At 55.6% G+C, this 20916-nt stretch carries 14 protein-coding genes and 1 pseudogene; 8 read left to right on the top strand and 7 right to left on the bottom strand.

The window, feature by feature from the left end:
• Window positions 1-19: 19 nt before the first annotated feature.
• Window positions 20-3502, bottom strand: coding sequence for a carbamoyl-phosphate synthase large subunit (gene carB, locus HB779_RS19045; protein WP_188343802.1), 3483 nt, complete (start codon window positions 3500-3502; stop codon window positions 20-22).
• Between the two features lie 370 nt (window positions 3503-3872).
• On the opposite strand from carB, the gene HB779_RS19040 reads away from it, so the two are divergent.
• A complete protein-coding gene (locus HB779_RS19040; protein WP_188343801.1) occupies window positions 3873-4817 on the top strand; it encodes a neutral zinc metallopeptidase in 945 nt (314 codons plus the stop codon).
• 172 nt (window positions 4818-4989) lie between these two features.
• On the opposite strand, the gene HB779_RS19035 is transcribed toward HB779_RS19040, so the two are convergent.
• Window positions 4990-5712 carry an aspartate/glutamate racemase family protein gene (locus HB779_RS19035; protein WP_188343800.1) on the bottom strand — a complete coding sequence of 241 codons (723 nt, stop codon included), beginning with the start codon at window positions 5710-5712 and terminating at the stop codon, window positions 4990-4992.
• A 144-nt stretch (window positions 5713-5856) separates the two neighbouring features.
• Between HB779_RS19035 and HB779_RS19030 the strand changes: the two genes are divergently transcribed.
• Both HB779_RS19030 and HB779_RS19025 read left to right on the top strand, forming a co-directional pair.
• Complete coding sequence (locus HB779_RS19030) at window positions 5857-6321, top strand: Lrp/AsnC family transcriptional regulator (RefSeq protein ID WP_188343799.1); 465 nt, start codon at window positions 5857-5859, stop codon at window positions 6319-6321.
• Between the two features lie 394 nt (window positions 6322-6715).
• Window positions 6716-7987: a TCR/Tet family MFS transporter gene (locus HB779_RS19025; RefSeq protein WP_188343798.1), complete on the top strand. Its 1272-nt coding sequence runs from the start codon at window positions 6716-6718 to the stop codon at window positions 7985-7987.
• Here the strand turns inward: HB779_RS19025 and HB779_RS19020 are convergent.
• Both HB779_RS19020 and HB779_RS19015 read right to left on the bottom strand, forming a co-directional pair.
• A complete protein-coding gene (locus HB779_RS19020; protein WP_188343797.1) occupies window positions 7982-8536 on the bottom strand; it encodes a TetR/AcrR family transcriptional regulator in 555 nt (184 codons plus the stop codon). The two genes, HB779_RS19025 and HB779_RS19020, sit on opposite strands and share 6 nt — an antisense overlap.
• A gap of 3 nt (window positions 8537-8539) precedes the next feature.
• On the bottom strand, window positions 8540-9013 hold the full coding sequence (locus HB779_RS19015) for a nuclear transport factor 2 family protein (RefSeq protein WP_188343796.1): 474 nt from the start codon (window positions 9011-9013) through the stop codon (window positions 8540-8542).
• Between the two features lie 170 nt (window positions 9014-9183).
• On the opposite strand from HB779_RS19015, the gene HB779_RS19010 reads away from it, so the two are divergent.
• Window positions 9184-10104 (top strand): aldo/keto reductase family oxidoreductase, encoded by a 921-nt coding sequence (locus HB779_RS19010; protein ID WP_188343795.1) that lies wholly within the window; start codon window positions 9184-9186, stop codon window positions 10102-10104.
• Between the two features lie 166 nt (window positions 10105-10270).
• Here the strand turns inward: HB779_RS19010 and carA are convergent, their stop codons facing one another.
• The gene (gene carA / locus HB779_RS19005; protein WP_188343794.1) at window positions 10271-11509 is read right to left on the bottom strand and encodes a glutamine-hydrolyzing carbamoyl-phosphate synthase small subunit; all 1239 of its coding nucleotides are present in this window, start codon (window positions 11507-11509) and stop codon (window positions 10271-10273) included.
• Window positions 11510-11793: 284 nt separating this feature from the next.
• On the opposite strand from carA, the gene HB779_RS19000 reads away from it, so the two are divergent.
• The gene (locus HB779_RS19000; protein ID WP_188343793.1) at window positions 11794-12243 is read left to right on the top strand and encodes a GatB/YqeY domain-containing protein; all 450 of its coding nucleotides are present in this window, start codon (window positions 11794-11796) and stop codon (window positions 12241-12243) included.
• A 41-nt stretch (window positions 12244-12284) separates the two neighbouring features.
• Here the strand turns inward: HB779_RS19000 and HB779_RS18995 are convergent, their stop codons facing one another.
• On the bottom strand, window positions 12285-13190 hold the full coding sequence (locus HB779_RS18995) for a LysR family transcriptional regulator (RefSeq protein WP_188343792.1): 906 nt from the start codon (window positions 13188-13190) through the stop codon (window positions 12285-12287).
• A 113-nt stretch (window positions 13191-13303) separates the two neighbouring features.
• Between HB779_RS18995 and HB779_RS18990 the strand changes: the two genes are divergently transcribed.
• Entirely contained in the window at window positions 13304-14134 is an 831-nt protein-coding gene (locus HB779_RS18990; protein WP_188343791.1) for an SDR family NAD(P)-dependent oxidoreductase, read from the top strand.
• Window positions 14135-14478: 344 nt separating this feature from the next.
• Here the strand turns inward: HB779_RS18990 and HB779_RS18985 are convergent.
• A pseudogene (locus tag HB779_RS18985) lies at window positions 14479-16148 on the bottom strand (Na/Pi cotransporter family protein).
• 390 nt (window positions 16149-16538) lie between these two features.
• Here HB779_RS18985 and dnaG point away from each other — a divergent pair.
• Window positions 16539-18488, top strand: coding sequence for a DNA primase (dnaG, locus tag HB779_RS18980; protein WP_188343790.1), 1950 nt, complete (start codon window positions 16539-16541; stop codon window positions 18486-18488).
• 304 nt (window positions 18489-18792) lie between these two features.
• A complete protein-coding gene (gene rpoD / locus HB779_RS18975) occupies window positions 18793-20820 on the top strand; it encodes an RNA polymerase sigma factor RpoD (RefSeq protein ID WP_188343789.1) in 2028 nt (675 codons plus the stop codon).
• The last annotated feature ends 96 nt before the right edge of the window (window positions 20821-20916 follow it).

Below are 20916 nucleotides of genomic sequence, written 5' to 3'. Positions count from 1 at the left end.
GCCGTGACCAGATCAGGGCTTAGAAATAATCCTGTAGGGGACGCACTTCAAGCGAGCCAGCTTTGAGCGCTGCAATGGCCTCGGCCACGGCATCGGCTCCAGACAGGGTCGTGTAATATGGTACTTTCTGCATCAGCGTCGCGCGGCGCAGTGATTTCGAGTCCGAGATCGCCTTGGCACTATCTGTCGTGTTGAACACCAGCTGGACCTGCCGGTTGCGAATAGCATCTTCGACGTGCGGGCGACCTTCCTGAACCTTGTTGATCTTCTGTGCCGCAACGCCATTTTCCGCGAGGAAACGGGCCGTACCGCCAGTTGCAAGAACCTTGAAGCCAAGCTCGGCAAGCCGTTTGACCGGCGAGAGGATGCGTTGCTTGTCTTCGTCACGGACAGACACAAACAATGTTCCATCGCGCGGCAGGTCAACACCGGCACCAAGCTGTGCCTTGGCGAAGGCCAACGCATAGTCATAATCGAGCCCCATGACTTCGCCGGTCGAACGCATTTCTGGTCCGAGCAGGATATCGACACCGGGGAAGCGGGCGAATGGGAAGACAGCTTCCTTGACTGCAATGTGCTTGCGTCCGGTGCTGGATGGCTTGCCGCCGTAATTAGCCAAGGCCTCATCCAGTGTTTCGCCCGCCATGATGCGGGCTGCGATCTTGGCGATTGGCTTGCCGATGGTCTTGGCAACGAAGGGCACCGTACGCGACGCGCGCGGATTGACTTCCAGCACATAGATCGTGCCGTCCTTGATGGCGTATTGCACATTCATCAAGCCAACGACATTGAGCGATTTTGCCAGCGCCGCAGTTTCAGCTTCAAGCTGCGCGACGATCTCGGCAGAAAGCGAATGAACCGGCAGCGAGCAGGCACTGTCGCCCGAGTGAATGCCGGCTTCTTCGATATGTTCCATGATGCCGGAAACCCAGGTGTCCTTGCCGTCGCACAGACAATCCACATCGACTTCGATGGCTTCGCTGAGGTAGCGATCAAACAGCAACGGGTTCTTGCCAAGCAACGTGTTGATCTGACCGGTCTTGTCGTTCGGATATTTTTGTTTGATGTCTTCCGGGACGAGTTCCGGCACCGTGTCGAGCAGGTAGCTCTGCAACGCGCGCTCATCGTGGATGATCTGCATGGCGCGGCCGCCGAGAACGTAGGACGGGCGGACAACCAGCGGGAAGCCAAGCTCACCGGCGATGGTGCGCGCCTGCTCAACCGAATAAGCAATGCCATTCTTGGGCTGGGTCAGATCAAGCTTGATCAGCAGTTTCTGGAAACGGTCGCGGTCTTCAGCCAGATCGATAGCATCGGGCGACGTCCCGAGGATCGGGATGCCAGCCTTTTCGAGCGCTTCGGCGAGTTTCAGCGGTGTCTGTCCACCGAACTGAACGATGACGCCGTGCAATGTTCCGGCTGTCTGCTCGACGCGCAGGATTTCAAGCACGTCTTCTGCAGTCAATGGCTCAAAGTACAGACGATCTGATGTGTCGTAATCAGTCGATACCGTTTCCGGATTGCAGTTGATCATGATGGCTTCATAACCGGCATCGCGCAGGGCGAAGGCCGCATGGCAGCAGCAATAATCGAACTCGATGCCCTGACCGATACGATTGGGTCCGCCGCCAAGAATGACGACCTTCTTGCGATCAGAAACCTGCGCTTCGGACGCAACGGCGCCCGCAAATGGCACTTCGTAGGTGGAGTACATATAGGCTGTCGGTGAGGCGAATTCGGCCGCGCAGGTATCAATACGTTTGAAGACCGGATGAACATCCAGCTTGTTGCGCAGTTTGAGCACATCATTCGGCTCGATCTTGGCAAGGCTGGCAAGGCGCGCATCGGAGAAGCCCATGCCCTTCAGCATACGCAGGTTCTGTGCATCCTGTGGCAGACCGTGTTCGCGCACGCGTTCTTCGGTGGCGATGATTTCCGCCATCTGTTCGAGGAACCATGGATCGATCTTGCAACCCTCATGCACTTCTTCAACGCTCAGGCCCAACCGCAAGGCCTGTCCGACCATGCGCAGGCGGTCCGGCGTCGGTGTGCCGATGGCGGCGCGGATGGCATTGTTGTCGCTGCCTTCGCCGAGGCCGGGAATGGCGATCTCGTCGAGACCCGTGAGGCCGGTTTCGAGGCCGCGCAGGGCTTTCTGCAGCGATTCCTTGAACGTGCGGCCAATCGCCATGACTTCACCAACAGACTTCATCGCTGTTGTCAGTGTCGGCTCCGCTCCGGGGAATTTTTCGAAGGCAAAGCGTGGGATCTTGGTGACGACATAATCAATGGATGGTTCGAACGAAGCCGGGGTTGCACCACCGGTAATATCGTTTTCCAGCTCGTCCAACGTGTAGCCGACAGCAAGCTTCGCTGCGATCTTGGCAATCGGGAAGCCTGTTGCCTTGGAGGCAAGGGCCGAAGAACGGGATACGCGCGGGTTCATCTCGATGACGATCAGGCGGCCGTTTTCAGGATTGACGGCGAACTGCACATTGGAGCCGCCTGTCTCAACACCGATCTCACGCAATACAGCGATCGAGGCATTGCGCATGATCTGATATTCCTTGTCCGTCAGGGTCAAGGCCGGTGCTACGGTGATCGAGTCGCCTGTATGAACGCCCATCGGATCGATATTCTCGATGGAGCAGATGATAATGCAATTGTCCGCCTTGTCGCGGACGACTTCCATTTCATATTCCTTCCAGCCGAGAACCGATTCTTCGATCAGCACTTCTGTGGTCGGGGAAGCATCAAGGCCGCTGCCGATGATTTCGTAGAATTCGGTGCGATTGTAAGCTATGCCGCCGCCGGTTCCACCCATGGTAAATGACGGGCGGATGATCGCGGGAAGGCCGACATGGTCAAGCGCAGCACCGGCCATTCCAAGCGCGTGGGATACATAGCGCTGCTTGCGGTCGCCTTCACCGAGCTGCCATTCGGTTTCCAGCTTGTCGAGAGCCGCATCAAGCTCGGCACCGGAATACTGGCCTTTGACAACTTCGCGCTGTTCCTTGTGCAACTTGCGATCGAGATTCTTGACCTCTGTCGCATTGGCCAGCATGGACTTGGGGGTTTCAAGGCCGATCTTGGCCATGGCTTCGCGGAAAAGCGCGCGGTCTTCGGCCTTGTCGATTGCCTCGGCGTTGGCGCCGATCATTTCAACATTGTAGCGTTCCAGAACGCCCATGCGGCGCAGCGAAAGCGCTGTGTTCAGCGCAGTCTGACCACCCATGGTTGGCAGCAGAGCGTCAGGGCGTTCCTTGGCGATGATTTTGGCAACAACTTCCGGGGTGATCGGCTCGATGTAGGTCGCGTCGGCCAGTTCCGGATCGGTCATGATCGTTGCCGGATTGGAGTTCACAAGGATGACTCGGTAGCCTTCCTCTTTCAAAGCCTTGCAGGCCTGTGTACCGGAATAATCGAATTCGCATGCCTGACCGATGATAATCGGTCCTGCGCCGATGATCAGAATAGATTTGATGTCGGTGCGTTTTGGCATGGCTTCTTCCTATCAACAGCGTGCTGCACAAAAAACCGCACGGATTCGACCGTACGGGCAGACACAAAATTCCTAATGCGAGGCTAAGGCTGCCTTATAGGCAAAGCCATCGCATTACGTAACCCCAAAAAACGCGCAAATCCATGCTTTTTCGCCGCACTTTGCATGGATAACACAAGAGATGATCTCTCATATTGATCTGCTGCCCAAACATAAGGGTTCTGCTGCATTAATCGGTCACGAAAATTGATCATGAATAGATTGCAGCCAGCAGTTGAAAATAGCATCGTGCGTGGAACAAATAACGCACTATACTGTTGGAAGTGCAGCATATCGGCCGGTTCGGCCGAAGGCGATCAGGAGGTGGGAAATGCGTTGGCAGGGCGGTAGACAGAGTGACAATGTTGAGGACCGCCGCACCGAGGGCGATGACGGCGGTTCATCCGGCGGACTAGGCAATGGTGGCGGTTTTCGCTTTCCCAGTGGCGGCGGCATGCAATCCGTTCGAGGCGGCGGCATATCGGGCATCCTTATTCTCGCGGCTATTTTTCTGTTCCTGAAATTCTGCACCAATATTGACCCGATGCAGATTCTGGTTGACGGCGGTGGTCTCGATCAGCTGGCGCCGGGACAAAGCCAGACCCAGTCATCGGCTCCACGGACGTCTGCTCAAAGCAATGATCAGATGACCCAGTTCGTCAAAACCGTTTTGGCCGAGACAGAAGATGTCTGGAGCGGCATTTTCCAATCTGAAGGCAAGCAATATCCGCCGCCAACGATGGTTTTGTTCAATGGTCAGGTGCGTTCGGCATGCGGCTTTGCCAGTGCGGCCTCAGGACCATTCTACTGCCCGGGTGACAAGAAGCTCTACATCGACCTGAGCTTTTACGATGAGTTGGACAAAAAGTTCGGGGCGTCAGGTGATTTTGCGCAGGCTTATGTGCTGGCGCATGAAGTTGGACACCATGTGCAGAACCTGATTGGTGTCCTGCCGAAGTTCAATCAGATGCGTCAGAGCATGAGTGAGGGCGACGCCAACGCCATGTCTGTTCGTGTCGAGCTTCAGGCGGATTGTTTTGCCGGTATCTGGGGACATTTTACCCAGCAGAAGGGTATTCTTGAAGCAGGCGATCTGGAAGAAGCGCTGAATGCGGCCAAGCAGATCGGCGATGATACTTTGCAGCGCAAGATGCAGGGTTATGTGGTTCCTGAAAGCTTCAACCACGGAACATCTGCGCAGCGCAGTTCGTGGTTCAAACGCGGCTTTGACAGTGGCAAGCTCGATAGCTGCGATACATTCAGCGGCGCTATCTGATCAAACCGCCGCTGCACGATAAGTGGTGCGTGGTTCGACAAGCTCACCATGAGGGAGATTGCTGACTGCATTATCAGCCCGATCATTTGCAGAACACAGCTCCCGCAATCCACAATCTCCCTCATGGTGAGCTTGTCGAACCACGCACCGTGCTCATGCAAATTTCAGACCGCTAAATGGCGTTCTGCTTGCCCGCGAAATCCAGTCCCAATGCATGGGCGACAGCCGCATTGGAGTGGATTGTTGTTGAGTCGAATACGGGCAGGGCGACGTTATCGTCGGTGACCGACAGGCAGATTTCCGTGCAGCCGAGAATGACGCAATCAGCACCGGCTTCCTTGCCGCGCAGAATGATCTTTTCCAGAGCGTGGCGGGAATCTTCCTTCACGATACCGCAGCAGAGTTCATCGAAAATCACCGAATGAACTTTTGCGCGATCGATTTCATTGGGCACAACGACCTCGATGCCGAATTCATCGCGCATATAATCGGCATAAAACCCATGCTCCATCGTGTAACGCGTTGCCATAAGAAGCGGGCGCTTCTTGCCTGCGGCAGCCAGCACGAGGCCGGTTTCGCGGCGGATGTCGATCAAGGGCACATTGATCGATTTTGCTACATCGTCAGCAACGAGGTGCATGGTATTGGTGCAGATGAGAACGCTATCGGCACCGGCAGCTTCAAGGCGTTTGGCCGCATCGGATAGAAGTGCTGCTGCGTCATCCCATCGATTGCTCTTTTGCAGGGCGACGATTTCGGAGAAATCAAGCGATTGCATCGCGACCTTGGCGGAAGCCAGCCCACCCAGACGGGCGCGGACGGCCTCATTGATCTGCCGGTAATAGACAGCAGTGCTTTCCCAACTCATTCCGCCAATAAGTCCAATCGTCTGCATCACAAACTCCCTTGAAATCGATGCTGGAATCATAGTTCGAAGCGCGCGCGAAGGGTTCGCAAAGTTTGCAACGGAAATTTGTTTCCATGCAAATATTCGGCGTGTTATGATGATGCAGCGCTGAAAATTTGCCTGAGGATTGCCATGCTCGATGATCGTGACCGTAAGATTCTGGATTTGCTGCAACAGGATGCTTCTCTTGCAGTCTCTGATCTGGCTGACCGGGTCAACCTGTCCATATCGGCTTGTTCGCGCCGGATCCAGCGGCTTGAGGAGGAGAAATATATCGCGGGGCGCGTTGTATTACTCGACCGTCCTGTCATGGGACTGCCGACTACGATGTTTGTGATTGTGCGGACGGCACGGCACTCGGCCGATTGGCTGGAGCAGTTTCGAGCGGCGATCATCGATATCCCTGAAATTGTCGAGGTGCACCGAATGACAGGCACAATTGATTATATCCTGAAACTGGTTCTGCCGCGTGTCGAAGCCTATGACGGTATCTACAAAACGCTGGTTGAAAAGGTCGAGTTTTTTGACATATCCGCCTCGGTTTCGATGGAGACTTTGAAGGCGACGACGGCTTTGCCAACCCATTATGCGAGGTAAAGGGTGTTGTTGGGTTGAAGCGTTGCTAGTGGTACTTGGCAGGATCTTCTCTGCGTGGTTCGACAAGCTCACCATGAGGGAGATGGTTGGCTGCAAGGCTCGTCGGAAACATTGCAGACCTTAGCTCCCTGCAACCCATCCCTCTCCCTCATGGTGAGCTCCTGAGCTTGTCGAAGGGCGAACCACGCGCAACAGAGATGCAACGCCGGTACAGACCTCTTCATTTTTGAGTTTGTTTGGCAGTCCTTGTCAGGAGATTTTTGCTCAAGCACATAATTTGGAAGCTTTTCCCCGGATTTTCTGATCATGTTCACGTATTGTTTCGCTTGCAGAAATCGTTTAAGAGCATTTTCCGGGTTTATTTCGCTCCGGGATATCTAGCGCGAGTTTTTCGATGATTGATCCCGTCCTTGCCAAACGTGGGCTGACTCTCGTCTTTATCATGCTTCTGCTCGATGTTATCGGCATCGCGATTATCGTGCCGGTATTGCCAGCCTATCTCGAACAATTGACAGGCTCGGATGTCAGCCAGGCGGCAATTGATGGCGGGTGGCTGCTGTTTGTCTATGCCGCCATGCAGTTCATTTTCGCACCATTGATTGGCAATTTGAGCGACCGGTTCGGACGCCGTCCGGTGTTGCTCGCGTCTGTGTTTACATTTGCCATCGATAATCTGATCTGCGCATTGGCAACCAGCTTTGGCGTGCTGTTCATCGGCCGTGTCCTGGCCGGTATCAGCGGTGCGAGTTTCTCGACTGCGTCCGCCTACATCGCTGATGTGAGTACGGATGAGAACCGCGCCAAGAATTTTGGATTATTGGGAATCGCGTTTGGTGTCGGCTTCGTCCTTGGGCCTATCATCGGCGGATTGCTCGGAGAGTTTGGACCGCGCGTACCGTTCTACGGTGCCGCGCTGATAGCATTCCTCAATTTCATCGTGGCTTATTTCTTTCTGCCGGAAACACTGGAGGTCAAAAATCGCCGCACATTCGACTGGACGCGTGCTAACCCGCTCGGCGCCCTCAAGCAGATGCGCGGGCATAAAGGCATTCTCTGGATCGGGCTGGTGTTTTTCATGCTGACGCTTGGCCACATGGCTTACCCCTCGGTCTGGTCATTTGTCAGTGCCTACCGCTATGACTGGAACCAGCGGGATATCGGCCTGTCGCTGGGTGTGTTTGGCATGGGCGGCGCGATTGTCATGGGCTTTATCCTGCCTCGGGTGGTAGCCAGATTTGGCGAATGGCATACGGCTGTTATCGGGCTCGTTTTCACCGCGCTTGGTTTCTTTGGTTATGCCGCCGCATGGCAAGGCTGGATGGTCTATGCGGTGATTGTGGCGACCTGTCTTGAAAGCGTCGCTGACCCGGCAATGCGCAGCATTGCCTCCGCAAAAGTTCCGCCTTCCGAGCAGGGCGAGTTGCAGGGTGCCATGACGAGCCTGTTCAGTATCACCAACATTATTGGCCCGCTGATTTTCACTCAGATTTTCGCGATCTTCACCGCGCCAAATGCACTGATCACCTTTGGCGGTGCGCCCTATGTGCTTGGCGGTGTTTTCGTGGCAATTGCCGTGATGGTCTTTGTCTTGCGTGTGGAAAAAACCGCGCTGGCCAAGGCCGAACCTCTGGCACCGGGTGCACTTGTCTCCAACGAGGCATCATAGCAACCGGCGCTCGATCCTGAGCATTGCCCGCTCAAACACAGCGGGGTCATTCAATGCGCGGGCCAGCACCAGTGCCCCTTGGATGTTGGCGACTGCTTCCTCCGCAAGGTCGGCTGCCTCATCGGGCTTGTGACCTAACTTTTGCAAGGCTGCGGCCAGGGCGCTTTTCCAAGCTGTGAAGTAATCGACGATAGCGCTGGCAAAACGATCGCGGACATTGTCGAGGGCAAAGGCGCCAACGAGACAGACGCGGCATCCTGACCGGAAATAGTCTGATACGGCCCTGCACATCGCGCTGATCGAAGCGCGCGGGTTGTCGCTCTCGCGCAACGGGCGATAGATTTGATCCTCCAACCACGCATCGATCTGTTGCAGAACGACCGTTGCCATCTCTTCCTTCCCGCCGGGAAAGAAGTGATAAAGGCTGCCTTTTCCAAGACGCGTCTTCTCGGTGATGACAGCCAGGCTTGCGCCTTCGTAACCGTACTCCCGGAAAATTTCGCCGAGCATCGGGATAACATCGGGGCGCTCTGCCACCATCCTTGCCATGGTTTAAAGTCCCAGTTCTGAAAGGCTGGCGTGAGCAGACGGGCGTGGAGCGGACCGGTCCCAAAAGAACTTCCGTTCGGATTCCTTGATCGGAAGATCGTTGATACAGGCAAAGCGCGTGCGCATCAGACCGTTCTCGTCGAACTCCCAATTCTCATTGCCATAGGCGCGGAACCAATTGCCGGAATCATCGTGATATTCATAGGCAAAGCGCACGGCGATCCGGTTACCGGTAAAGGCCCAAAGTTCTTTGATCAGGCGATATTCCAGTTCCCGGTTCCACTTGCGCGTGAGAAACGCAACGATTGCATCGCGCCCCTGCACGAATTCAGCGCGATTACGCCAGTGGCTGTCCGCGGTATAGGCGAGCGACACCCGTTCCGGGTTGCGGCTGTTCCAGCCATCTTCCGCCGCCCGGACTTTCTGCGTGGCTGTTTCGTGTGTGAAGGGTGGAAGTGGTGGACGCTGCTCGGACATTTCGGGCTCCATTTCTATTGTTGTACCAAAAGGAAAACTCTTTACTGAGTGGTACAATATTGATTGCGAACTGTCAAAAGGCTGAATGTGATGGATATGTGCGCCGCCCTTTGATTGGCTGCCGCTTTGGGCTATGCAGCATGTTCGATTTGCGTGATGGAGGTGCCACGATGTCCTACGAAAAACGCATTGCGCTGAATTCTGACGGCCTGACGCTATCGCGGCTGGTGCTGGGTGCATGGCGCTTGCTCGATCAGGGTGCCAAGCCGACGGCAAGTGAAGTAGCGCGCCTGATCGATGAGGCGATTGATCTTGGCCTGACTAGTTTCGATCATGCGGATATCTACGGCAATTATGGTGTTGAGGCAGCGTTTGGCGCTGGGCTCGCCGGATGGAGTGGAAAGCGTTCCTCGATCGAGCTGATCACCAAATGCGATATCATGCTGACATCGGCCGAGCGGCCCGATAACCGGGTCAAACATTATGATACCAGCGCGGCTCATATCAAAGCGTCGGTGGATCGCTCGCTCAAAAACCTCCACACGGATTATCTCGACGTGCTGCTGTTGCATCGCCCGGATCCGTTGATGGATGCGGATGAAACCGCCGAAGGATTGCAGTCGGTTGTTAAGGCCGGAAAAGTGCGAGCTATTGGCGTGTCGAATTTTACACCCTCGCAGATTGATCTGCTTGCCTCGCGCTTGCCTTTCCCGGTTGTTACCAACCAGATCGAACTATCGGTGATGCATTCAGCACCCTTGACCGATGGCAGTCTCGATCATGCGCAGCGGCTGCGTTATGCGCCGATGATCTGGTCACCGCTTGGCGGCGGCAGCCTGTTTACCGGAACAGGCGAGCAGGACCAGCGTGTACGCAATGCGTTGCAAACTGTTGGTGATGAGATCGGCGTTGCTGATATTTCGGCAATCGCCATTGCCTGGCTGTTGCGGCATCCCGCGCGGCTTATCCCGGTGCTGGGCAGCCTCAAGCGTGATCGCTTGGCCAGGATGGTATCGGCGCTCGATATCAAACTCGAGCGCCAGCAGTGGTTTGCAATCCTGAAAGCCAGCACCGGCCAGGAAGTGGCCTAAGTTATAAGCTGCATTTCTTAGGTGCGTGGTTCGACAAGCTCACCATGAGGGAGTTGGTTTGGCTGCAAAGAGACCGAGAGTGTTGCAGAATATAGCTCCCTGCCATCCTCACTCTCCCTCATGGTGAGCTTGTCGAACCACGCACCCCAGGGATGCAGTATTTGTCTCAGGCAGCCTGATCGCGTTCGGGCAGGAGTTCACGGCCCTGACGGGTACGAATGAGGTTGGCGAACCGGCGGAAGAGATAATGTGAGTCCTGCGGGCCGGGCGATGCTTCCGGATGGTGCTGCACCGAGAAGATTGCCTTGCCGGTTACGCGCAGGCCGCAATTGCTGCCGTCGAACAGCGAGACGTGGGTTTCTTCTACACCGTCCGGCAATGATTCCGTGTCCACGGCAAAACCGTGATTCATCGAGACGATTTCCACCTTGCCGGTTGTGTCGTCGCGAACCGGGTGGTTGGCACCGTGATGGCCCTGATGCATCTTCTTGGTATCAGCACCAAGCGCCAGCGCCAGCATCTGGTGGCCAAGGCAGATGCCGAAAACAGGAATGTCGGTCTTGATCAATTCCTGAATGGCCGGAACCGCATATTTGCCGGTGGCTGCCGGATCGCCGGGACCGTTGGACAGGAAGATACCGTCAGGCTTGTGCGCCAGAACGTCTTCGGCTGTCGCGGTTGCCGGAACGATCGTCACCTTGGCGCCAAGACCTGCAATCAGACGCAGAATGTTGCGCTTGATACCGTAGTCGATGGCAACCACGTGAAATTCCGGCGTGGTCTGCTGGTCAAAACCTTCATCCCATACCCATGGCTTTTCAGTCCAGACCGAGCTCTGACCCGAGGTCACATCCTTGGCCAGATCAAGATCGAGCAAACCATGCCAGGCCGCTGCACGCTTGGTGAGCGCTGGAATGTCAAATTTGCCCTCGGGGTCATGGGCGATAACGCCATTCGGCATGCCCTTTTCGCGAATGAGAACTGTGAGTGCACGGGTATCGACACCAGCAAGCGCAATCACGCCGCGAGCTTTCAGCCAATCATCGAGATGCTCGGCCGCACGGTAACTGGATGGTGCAGTGATGTCGGCCTTGAAGATCGCACCCACGGCACCGGCCCGATTGGCCGGATTGAGGTCCTCGATGTCTTCCTTGTTGGTGCCGACATTGCCGATATGCGGGAAGGTGAACGTGACGATCTGGCCGGCATAGGAAGGATCGGTGAGGATTTCCTCGTAACCGGTGAGGGCCGTGTTGAAGCAGACTTCCGCTTCACAGGCGCCGGTCGCGCCAAGTCCCTTGCCCTCGATAACCGTTCCATCGGCCAGAACCAGAACCGCTGTCGGCTTGAACTCTGTCCAGGCTGCGGTTTTTGCACCTGCGTCTGTGGTTGTCGGGGCGGTCATGCGGCACTCCTGAGCGTGGGCTTGCGTCGTCGTTATTCATTGGGCATTGAAAAATGCCGTTCGATATTCCATATGACATGGCTGAACGCGGTGGTCGTTTGACCTTACCACCGCAGTAAAAACAAAAATGTCTGGCTAGGTCACGGACCATAAAGAAAACCGCGCTTCCGGTCAATTGCGACACGAAAACTCTTCGTGGAATTCGGTGCTGAGCCGTCCCGCCACGATGATTGATTTCGCTCGGACCCACCGGTACGGTGCGCGGACAACAGGAGAATGAAGCCATGCGCGATACAATCGCCGGGGCACTGACAACGGCAATCAAGGCACAGGACAGGAGCCGCGTTCCGACGCTGCGCCTGATCATGGCTGCCATCCAGGATCGGGATATTTTGAATCGCGGATCGGGCAAGGACCCGGTTTCGGGCGATGACATCAGCGCGATTCTGGCCAAGATGATCAAGCAGCGCGAGGAATCAGCGAAGCTTTACGAAGAAGGTAACCGGCTTGAACTGGCCGAACAGGAACGCGCGGAAATCGAGATTATCCGTGGCTTTCTGCCGAAGCAGCTTGACGAGGCGGATGTCCGTCTGGCCTGTTCTCAGGTTATCGAGGAAATCGGGGCAGGCGGCTTGCGCGACATGGGCAAATGCATGAACGCGCTCAAGGAAAAGTATGCCGGGCAGATGGATTTCAGCAAGGCCAGCGGCATTGTGAAAGAAATCCTGCAGTAGGCAATTGATGGTTGTTTAGAGTCGGCGGCTAAAAAGAGCATTCAGCCGCCGGCTCGTACCGCATCGATGAAAACCCGCAGCGCGGGCGCCATATGGCGCTGCTTGGGATAGCATAGAAACAACCCTGGAAACGCAGCACACCATGGATCGAGCAGGCTGACGAGCCTCCCTTTGGTAAGGTGGTCTTCCACGGTGTCTTCGATAGGAAATCCGATCCCGATTCCTTTGAGCGTTGCGCCCAGTGCCATTTCTTTGTCACTGAAGATCAGCGGACCTTCAACGGAGACGCTGAACCATGTGTCATTCTCAAAGAACTCCCAAGCGTAGGGCGTTGTCCGGCCCGGCCAGCGCCAGCGTATGCAACGATGGTTGACGAGATCACGCGGGTGTTCCGGACGTCCGTGGCGGGCGAGATAATCCGGGGTCGCTACCACCACCTGCCGAAGCTCTGATCCCAGACGAACGGCAATCATGTCGCGCTCGATTACCTCTCCTATACGCAACCCCACGTCGAAGCCGCCTGCGACGATGTCAATGACCTCATCATCCAGCGTGATGTCGAGCAGCACCTCCGGGTAGCGCTCCGTGAAGCTGGCAAGAATCGGTTCAATATGCTTTCGGGCCGCAGACCGGAACGAATGGACCTTTACCGTGCCAGCCGGTTTCTCCCCTGAACGGCGAGCCTGTGCGACAGCACTTCCCAGTTCGAATGCGGCAGGTCTGACCCGCTGGAGCAAATTTTCACCAGCTTCCGTCAGTGACACGTTGCGCGTTGTCCGGTGCAGAAGACGCATTTCCACCCGCTCCTCGAAACTACGCACCATCTGGCTGAGCGCTGAAGGCGAGACTCCAAGACTGTCGGCAGCCCGGCTGAAGCTCAGAAATTCGGCAACTGCAATGAAGGCGCGAAGCTGATTGTAATCGTGTCCGGCGAGCAAAATATCCATTCTATGGATTATACATTACTTAGTTTACCTAACAAGCGCTGTAATTTTTGGATGTATTATAAAGCCATCGTCTTTCTGTCATTTTCTCCTTGGTTCATTGAAGAGAGAGAAAAATGACAACTTGGTTTATCACAGGAATTTCACGTGGCCTTGGCAAGGCACTGGCGACAGCAGCTCTGGCAGAGGGCGATACGGTGATCGGGACGGTTCGGACTGGGCCGTTCGAACTTGATCATGATCGCGGCACATTGCATGTCTTGAATGTTGATCTCGTTGACGGCGACGCCGCAGCTGCATGCGTAACAAAGGCCTTTGAAACAGCAGGCCATATTGACGTCATCGTCAACAATGCCGGATACGGGCTGCTCGGTGCCTTGGAGAAGGCATCAGACACCGATGTCGAGCGGCTGTTTGCTGTCGATGTTTTTGCGCCGTTCCGGATCATTCGGACAGCATTGCCTTACCTTCGCGCGCAAGGCCATGGTCACATCATCAACATCACGTCGATTGCCGGGCGTGCGCCAACCACAGGATCGGCGCTTTATGCCGCCGCCAAATATGCGCTGGAAGGGCTTTCGTCGGCATTGGCACTGGAGATCGCACCGCTTGGTATCAAAATAACGGCCGTTGCCCCTGGTGCATTCCGCACGGACTTCCTTTCGTCTCACTCAATCCGCAAAAGTGATGCCGAAGATGCTGCTTATGCCGAGACTATCGGACGCAGCTCTGCCGCCTTCGATTCCGCTGGGGGCCTGCAACTGGGCAATCCCGATCTCGCGGCACAAGCGATTATCAACGTGGTCCGCTCTGACAATCCGCCGCTTCATTTGCTGCTCGGCAGCGATGCGCTGCGCCGCGCCCGGAGCAAACTGGATCAGATTGCCGATGAGATCGATGCGTGGGAAACCGTCACCCGCAGCACCGATTTTGAGAATCGTGGATAATATGGTGTGTGAACGGGTTTTGAAGATCGCTGGCATTGCCACGCCCGCTGATGCGTCTGGCTGTTGCAGGGATTTGTATTTGAAAACGATAGGTTGAATGTCTTCACCCCCCTCTGCCCTGTCGGGCATCTCCCCCACAAGGGGGGAGATCAGCCTTCATTGCCATTTCTCACAATTTGCAACAGCGAAGATTTTGCAACAACGAAGATTATGCAAAATCGTAAATGACGATGTGATCTCCCCCCTTGTGGGGGAGATGCCCGACAGGGCAGAGGGGGGTGAAGTACTTGCCGCCACTGACCACGTTCCCAAGCCCGTCACCACGGGCCGGGTGCTTCACTCACTCAATTATGCAGCGCGCGCAGACGGGTGGTGTTCAACAGACCCTGCTCTTCCAGAACCGGATAGGTCATGGCGGCGAGGAGCGAGTTGATTTGCTTCAGATCCCGGATCGTATCGAGATGGATCGAGCTGGTTTCCAGACTGCGCAGTGTGCCTTCGCGCAACCGGCTGAAGTGCCGCTGGCTGCTTTGCTTTTCCAGATCGCGCAGATGATCCTTCTCCAGAACCAACTGGTGGGCCATTTCGCGATCACGTGAGACGAGTACATTGAATGCCATACGGGCATTAATCAGAACTTTTGCATGGAAATTGCTGAGTTCCAGCCAGCCTTCGTCGGTAAATTTGAGCTTGCGGTCCATTTTCTTCTGCACCAGCGCCAGCATATTGCGAACGATGATATCGCCAACCTGTTCAAGTTTGACGCAGGCACCGAGCAATTCCTGGGCACGGCCGATTTCCTGTTCGGACAACGGGCGGGTCGTCAGTTTGGCCAGATAGAGTTTGATCTCCGCATGCTTGCGGTCAACTTTGTCATCCAGCCCGGACAATTCATCGATGCGGGCCTGTTCAGGATTTTCATAAAGGCCGATGACACGCTGCAGCATGATTTCGACGGTTTCGCAGACGCGCACGGTTTCGCGCGTGGCGTTGGCAAGTGCAAGGCTCGGCGTATCGAGAACGCTTTCATCGAGGGCGCTGAGCTCTGCCTGTCCCAGGGGCGCTACCTGCGGAGCGGGTGCATTCAGGGCAACAATGGCCTTGGTAACCTTGAGGACGAGACCCGACAGCGGCACGCCTGCAAGCAAAATAATGATGTTGAACAGGATGTGGGCATGAATGATCTGATCCTCAGGGGCCGAACCCAGAAAGGCAACCGATGGCTTGAAGGTCAGATAGGCAATGAGGATGATCAGCGAACCGGCACCGCGCATCAGCAAGTTGCCCATGGGGACAATGCGTGCCTGTGGCGCGGCATTGCGGGTGAGCAATGGTGCAATGAAAGATGAGCCGAGATTGACGCCAAACACCATGACAACACCGAGTTCAGGCTCAATCAGGCCGCGGGAAGCAAAGGTGACGAGCAGGAGTATGGCAGCAATGCTGGAATGGAACAGCCATGTCATCAGCGCGGCCAGCATGAAAGCGGTTATCGGATCCGTGCTGAGATAGCTGACGATAACGGGCAGAAGGTCACTGTTTCGCAGGGGCTCTGTCGCCTGTCCGGTCATTTCAAGCGAGAGAACGAGAAGGCCGATGCCGACGAGAATGCGGCCGATCTGCCGCCAGTCGCCACGCTCGGTCGACATGAAAATGACTGTGCCTGCCAAAAGACAAAGCGGCACCAACAGTGTTAGATCGAAGCTGAGAATGAGGACGACGAGAGCCGAGCCGACTTCTGCGCCGCGTACCGCCATAAGGCCGGAAATACCGCTGACAATGCCCGAACCGACAAAGGAGCCGACAAGCAGGCTGACCGCTGTCGAGCTTTGCAGGGCGATGGAAAGCATCGTTCCCCAGAGAACCGCCAGAATGGGATTGTGCAGGACACCGCGCAGGCTTTGGCGCATACGCTCGCCATAGGCGCGTTCCACGCCGGTGCGGACCATACGCGTGGCCCATAGCAAAGGGCCACTGCACCTGCAAGGTGCAATAAAACTGTCGAACCGTTCACTTGAGCCAATCCTAACGAGGTGGAAAAATGCGGTATACAACCAGACGAATTCTAGTCGCTATTTATTAAGATAACATATCAATCCAAAAGGGGAAAAAATATGTCCCGGCTAAGAATAATTCTGTCGTTTTTGACAAAGTGTAACAGTTTTATGACAGTTTTCAGGTGAATCGATAATTGTGAGCCGGCTTTCTATAAGGCGGCCCGATACATCAATAAGTTGATCTGATAATTAAAACAGAAAGATAGGATGAGTAGGGGATGATTGCCTTGCAGGTCTTTCCCGTCAGCACGATATGATGCAATATGAATCCGGTTCTGAAAATCCATGTCAGAGCCATCAAAATAATGTGGTTTTCCACCCTTCAAATGCAGTGAATGAAGAATAGCATGCGATTTCCGCCATCCTTTCTCGATGAGATCAGGGAGCGTGTACCGATTTCCAGTGTGATCGGCACGCGGGTGTCGTTCGACCGGAAAAAAACCAATGCGCCGAAAGGTGATTTCTGGGCGTGCTGCCCATTCCATGGGGAAAAGTCACCGAGTTTCCACTGCGAGGACCGCAAGGGCCGTTATCATTGTTTCGGTTGCGGTGTGACCGGCGATCATTTCAAATTCCTGACTGAGCTTGAGGGTCTGAGCTTTCCGGAAGCGGTGCAGCGCGTTGCCGATATGGCTGGTATTCCGATGCCGGCGCGCGATGCGGAAATGGAAATGCGCGAGGCCAAGCGCGCCACGCTTTATGACGTCATGGATATGGCGACGAAATTCTTTGAGGAACAGTTGCAGGCGGCAGGCGGTGCGAAAGCCCGGGCCTATTTGCGTGATCGCGGATTGTCGGCAGCAACGCAGCATTCCTACCGGCTGGGTTATTCGCCGGAGAGCCGTAACGCGCTGAAGGAACATCTGGCATCCAAGGGCGCGACCAGAGACCAGATCGAAGCCTGCGGTCTCGTGGTGTTCGGTGACGACAAGCCGGTCTCCTATGACCGGTTCCGTGACCGCATCATGTTTCCTATCGAGGATTTGCGCGGCCGGGTGATTGCTTTCGGCGGGCGGGCGCTGACCCCCAATGCGCCTGCCAAATATCTCAACTCCAATGAAACCGAGCTTTTCCACAAGGGCAAGGTTCTGTTCAATGCCCTGCGCGCCCGCAAGGCAGCGCAACCGCAAGCCGGACAGCCTGCCAAGGCTGTTATCGCGGTTGAAGGCTATATGGATGTCATCGCGCTGGCGCAGGCGGGCTTTGGTCACGCCGTTGCGCCGCTTGGTACCGCATTGACAGAAGACCAGCTTGATCTGCTCTGGCGCATGTCGCCGGAGCCGGTCCTGTGTTTTGATGGCGATCAGGCCGGGATCAAGGCGGCATACCGGGCGATTGATCTGGCACTGCCTGCATTGAAGCCGGGCCGGTCGCTGCGGTTTGCTGTGCTGCCGGAGGGCAAGGATCCGGATGATCTCGTCAAAGCCTCGGGCCCGCAGGCATTTCAGGCCGTGCTGGATGATGCACGCCCGCTGGCCGATATGCTGTGGACACGCGAAACCAGCGGCGGTGTTTTCGATACACCGGAACGCCGTGCCGAGCTTGAAGCGCGGCTGAAGCAGATGACGGCACTGATTGGCGATGAAAATGTGCGCCGTCATTATGCGCAGGACGTGCGCGAGCGCATCCAGCAGTTCTTTGGCTCCAATCAGCGCAGCAACAACCACCGCAACGGCGATCAGCGCGGCAATGGCCAGAATAATTACGGGCAAAGGGGCAGGGGAGCTGCGCCGGGCCGCCTTGCGGTTTCCGACAGTCTGGCCCGTTCGGTTCTTGTCAAAACCACATCGGCAGCGCCGCCGCTGCGTGAGACCGCCATATTAATGACATTGTTCAATCACCCGCGGCTAATTGAAGAGGATTTCGAAACGGTGGTGCGGCTGGAATTCAGCCATCCGGATCTGAAGCGCTTTCATTCAGCCATGCTCAATGCCATGGCCGAGCACCACGTTGCCGATGGCGCCCAGATGCGCAAGGCCATCGCTGAAGCCGGACATGGCACGCTGATCGAGGCGCTGGAGGCTCTGGCCCGGCGGGCGCGAATGTGGACAGCCACTGCAGAAGCTGCCGAAGAGGACGCGCTTGAAGCGTTACGACAAGCCGTTCACTTGCATCAGCGCGCAAGCACACTACATAAGGAGCTGAAAGTAGCTGAAACCGCCTTGGCCACGGACACTACCGATGAAAACCTTAATCGGCTTCTCGATATTCAGAACGATATCCGTAATGCGCAAGCGACGGAAGCGTTGATTGAAGGCTTTGGAATACCTTCCGGACGCTCCGGAAAGGGTTTTTGACGGAATTGATTCGCTTTTTTGTGCCGAATCAGTTGAGTCGGGGTTGACGTGGGTCAATAATGACGGAATCAGATTGCGCGGAATTGAAAATATTGAGCTGAGGTTTGCAGGTTTGGCTGAAAAGCCCGCGAATACGGCAAATATACAATGTGCTCGCCATCGAAATATCAAGGTTAATCCGGCATTAACGGGATTTCGGCTAGTCGAACATTTACTACCTTGACGCTGTAGGGGAACCGGTGCGCCACCGCACTCGTTGTTCCCATGCACGAACAAAGCGAAACGTCGCTTGGAGACATAGAATATGGCAACGAAAGCAAAGGAAAACGAAGAAGTAGAAGTCGAGCGCGAAGGCGCGCCGGACGGACCGCTTCTCGACCTTTCCGATGACGCTGTCAAGAAGATGATCAAGCTCGCCAAGAAGCGCGGCTATGTGACGATGGACGAGCTCAATGCTGTTCTGCCGTCTGAAGAGGTCACTTCCGAACAGATCGAAGACACGATGGCCATGCTCAGTGACATGGGCATCAATGTTGTCGAGGACGACGAACAGGACGCGGACGCTGAAGAGCCGGACAACAGTGCCGACGAGGAAAGCGATGCCCGCGAGCTCGCCGATTCCACTGGCACGGCTGTTGCACCGACAACGACCAAAAAAGAACCGACTGATCGTACCGATGATCCTGTCCGCATGTATTTGCGTGAAATGGGCACGGTCGAGCTTCTGTCGCGCGAAGGCGAAATCGCCATCGCCAAGCGTATCGAGGCTGGTCGCGAGACGATGATTTCCGGGCTGTGCGAAAGCCCGCTGACCTTCCAGGCCATCATCATCTGGCGTGAAGCGCTGAACGAGTCGCAAATTCTTCTGCGCGAAATCATCGATCTTGAAACCACCTATGCGGGCCCCGAGGCCAAGCAGGCTCCGGTTATCGAGCGCGTCGAAGAAGAAAAGCCTGCTGCCGGCAATGACCGTTCACGCAGCCGCCGCGACGACGACGATATTACCAATGTCGGCGGCGATACGCCGGTTGAAGATGATGACGATGAGGATGATGAAGCCAATCTGTCGCTCGCTGCGATGGAAGCTGAACTGCGTCCGCAGGTCATGGAAACGCTGGATGTTATCGCTGATACCTACAAGAAGCTGCGTAAGCTTCAGGATCAGCAGGTTGAAAACCGTCTTGCTGCTTCCGGCTCCCTGTCGCCAAGCCAGGAGCGCCGCTACAAGGAACTGAAGGATCAGCTGATCAAGGCAGTGAAGTCACTGTCGCTGAACCAGAACCGTATTGAAGCACTGGTCGCCCAGCTCTACGACATCAACAAGCGCCTCGTTCAGAACGAAGGCCGTTTGCTGCGTCTGGCTGAATCCTATGGCGTACGCCGTGAAGATTTCCTCAAGGAATATCAGGGCAACGAACTTGACCCGAACTGGCTGAAAGCCGTTTCCAACCTGACGACCCGTGGCTGGAAAGAGTTCACCAAGAACGAAAAAGATACGATCAAGAACCTGCGCACGGAAATCCAGAACATGGCGCAGGAAACTGCGATCTCGATTTCGGAATTCCGCCGCATCGTCAATCAGGTGCAGAAGGGCGAACGCGAAGCAGCGCTCGCCAAGAAGGAAATGGTCGAGGCAAACCTGCGTCTCGTTATTTCTATCGCAAAGAAATACACGAACCGTGGTCTGCAGTTCCTCGATCTTATTCAGGAAGGCAATATCGGCCTGATGAAGGCGGTGGATAAGTTTGAATACCGCCGTGGTTACAAGTTCTCGACCTATGCTACGTGGTGGATTCGTCAGGCGATCACCCGTTCGATCGCCGATCAGGCCCGCACCATCCGTATTCCGGTGCACATGATCGAAACGATCAACAAGATCGTCCGGACATCGCGCCAGATGTTGCATGAAATCGGCCGCGAGCCGACGCCGGAAGAACTGGCTGAAAAGCTGGCCATGCCACTTGAAAAAGTGCGCAAGGTCCTGAAGATCGCCAAGGAACCGATTTCGCTGGAAACACCGGTTGGTGACGAAGAAGATTCGCATCTCGGCGATTTCATCGAAGACAAGAATGCGCTGCTGCCTATCGATGCAGCCATTCAGGCTAACCTGCGTGACACGACAACCCGTGTTCTTGCTTCGCTGACCCCACGTGAAGAACGTGTTCTGCGCATGCGGTTCGGCATCGGCATGAACACGGACCATACGCTGGAAGAAGTCGGCCAGCAGTTCTCGGTTACGCGTGAACGTATCCGTCAGATCGAAGCCAAGGCATTGCGCAAGCTCAAGCATCCGAGCCGTTCGCGCAAGCTGCGCAGCTTCCTCGACAGTTAGGATATTGCGCGTCAAAGCGCTGGTGAAATTGAAAACGGGATGGGTGAAAACCCATCCCGTTTTGCTTTTTTGCAATGGTTGATATCAGCGCGTGGG

This window comes from Phyllobacterium sp. 628 (assembly GCF_014189505.1).
Lineage (GTDB): Bacteria > Pseudomonadota > Alphaproteobacteria > Rhizobiales > Rhizobiaceae > Phyllobacterium.
Note: the sequence above shows the minus strand (reverse complement) of the source record. Positions and strands in the feature narration are given on the sequence as shown.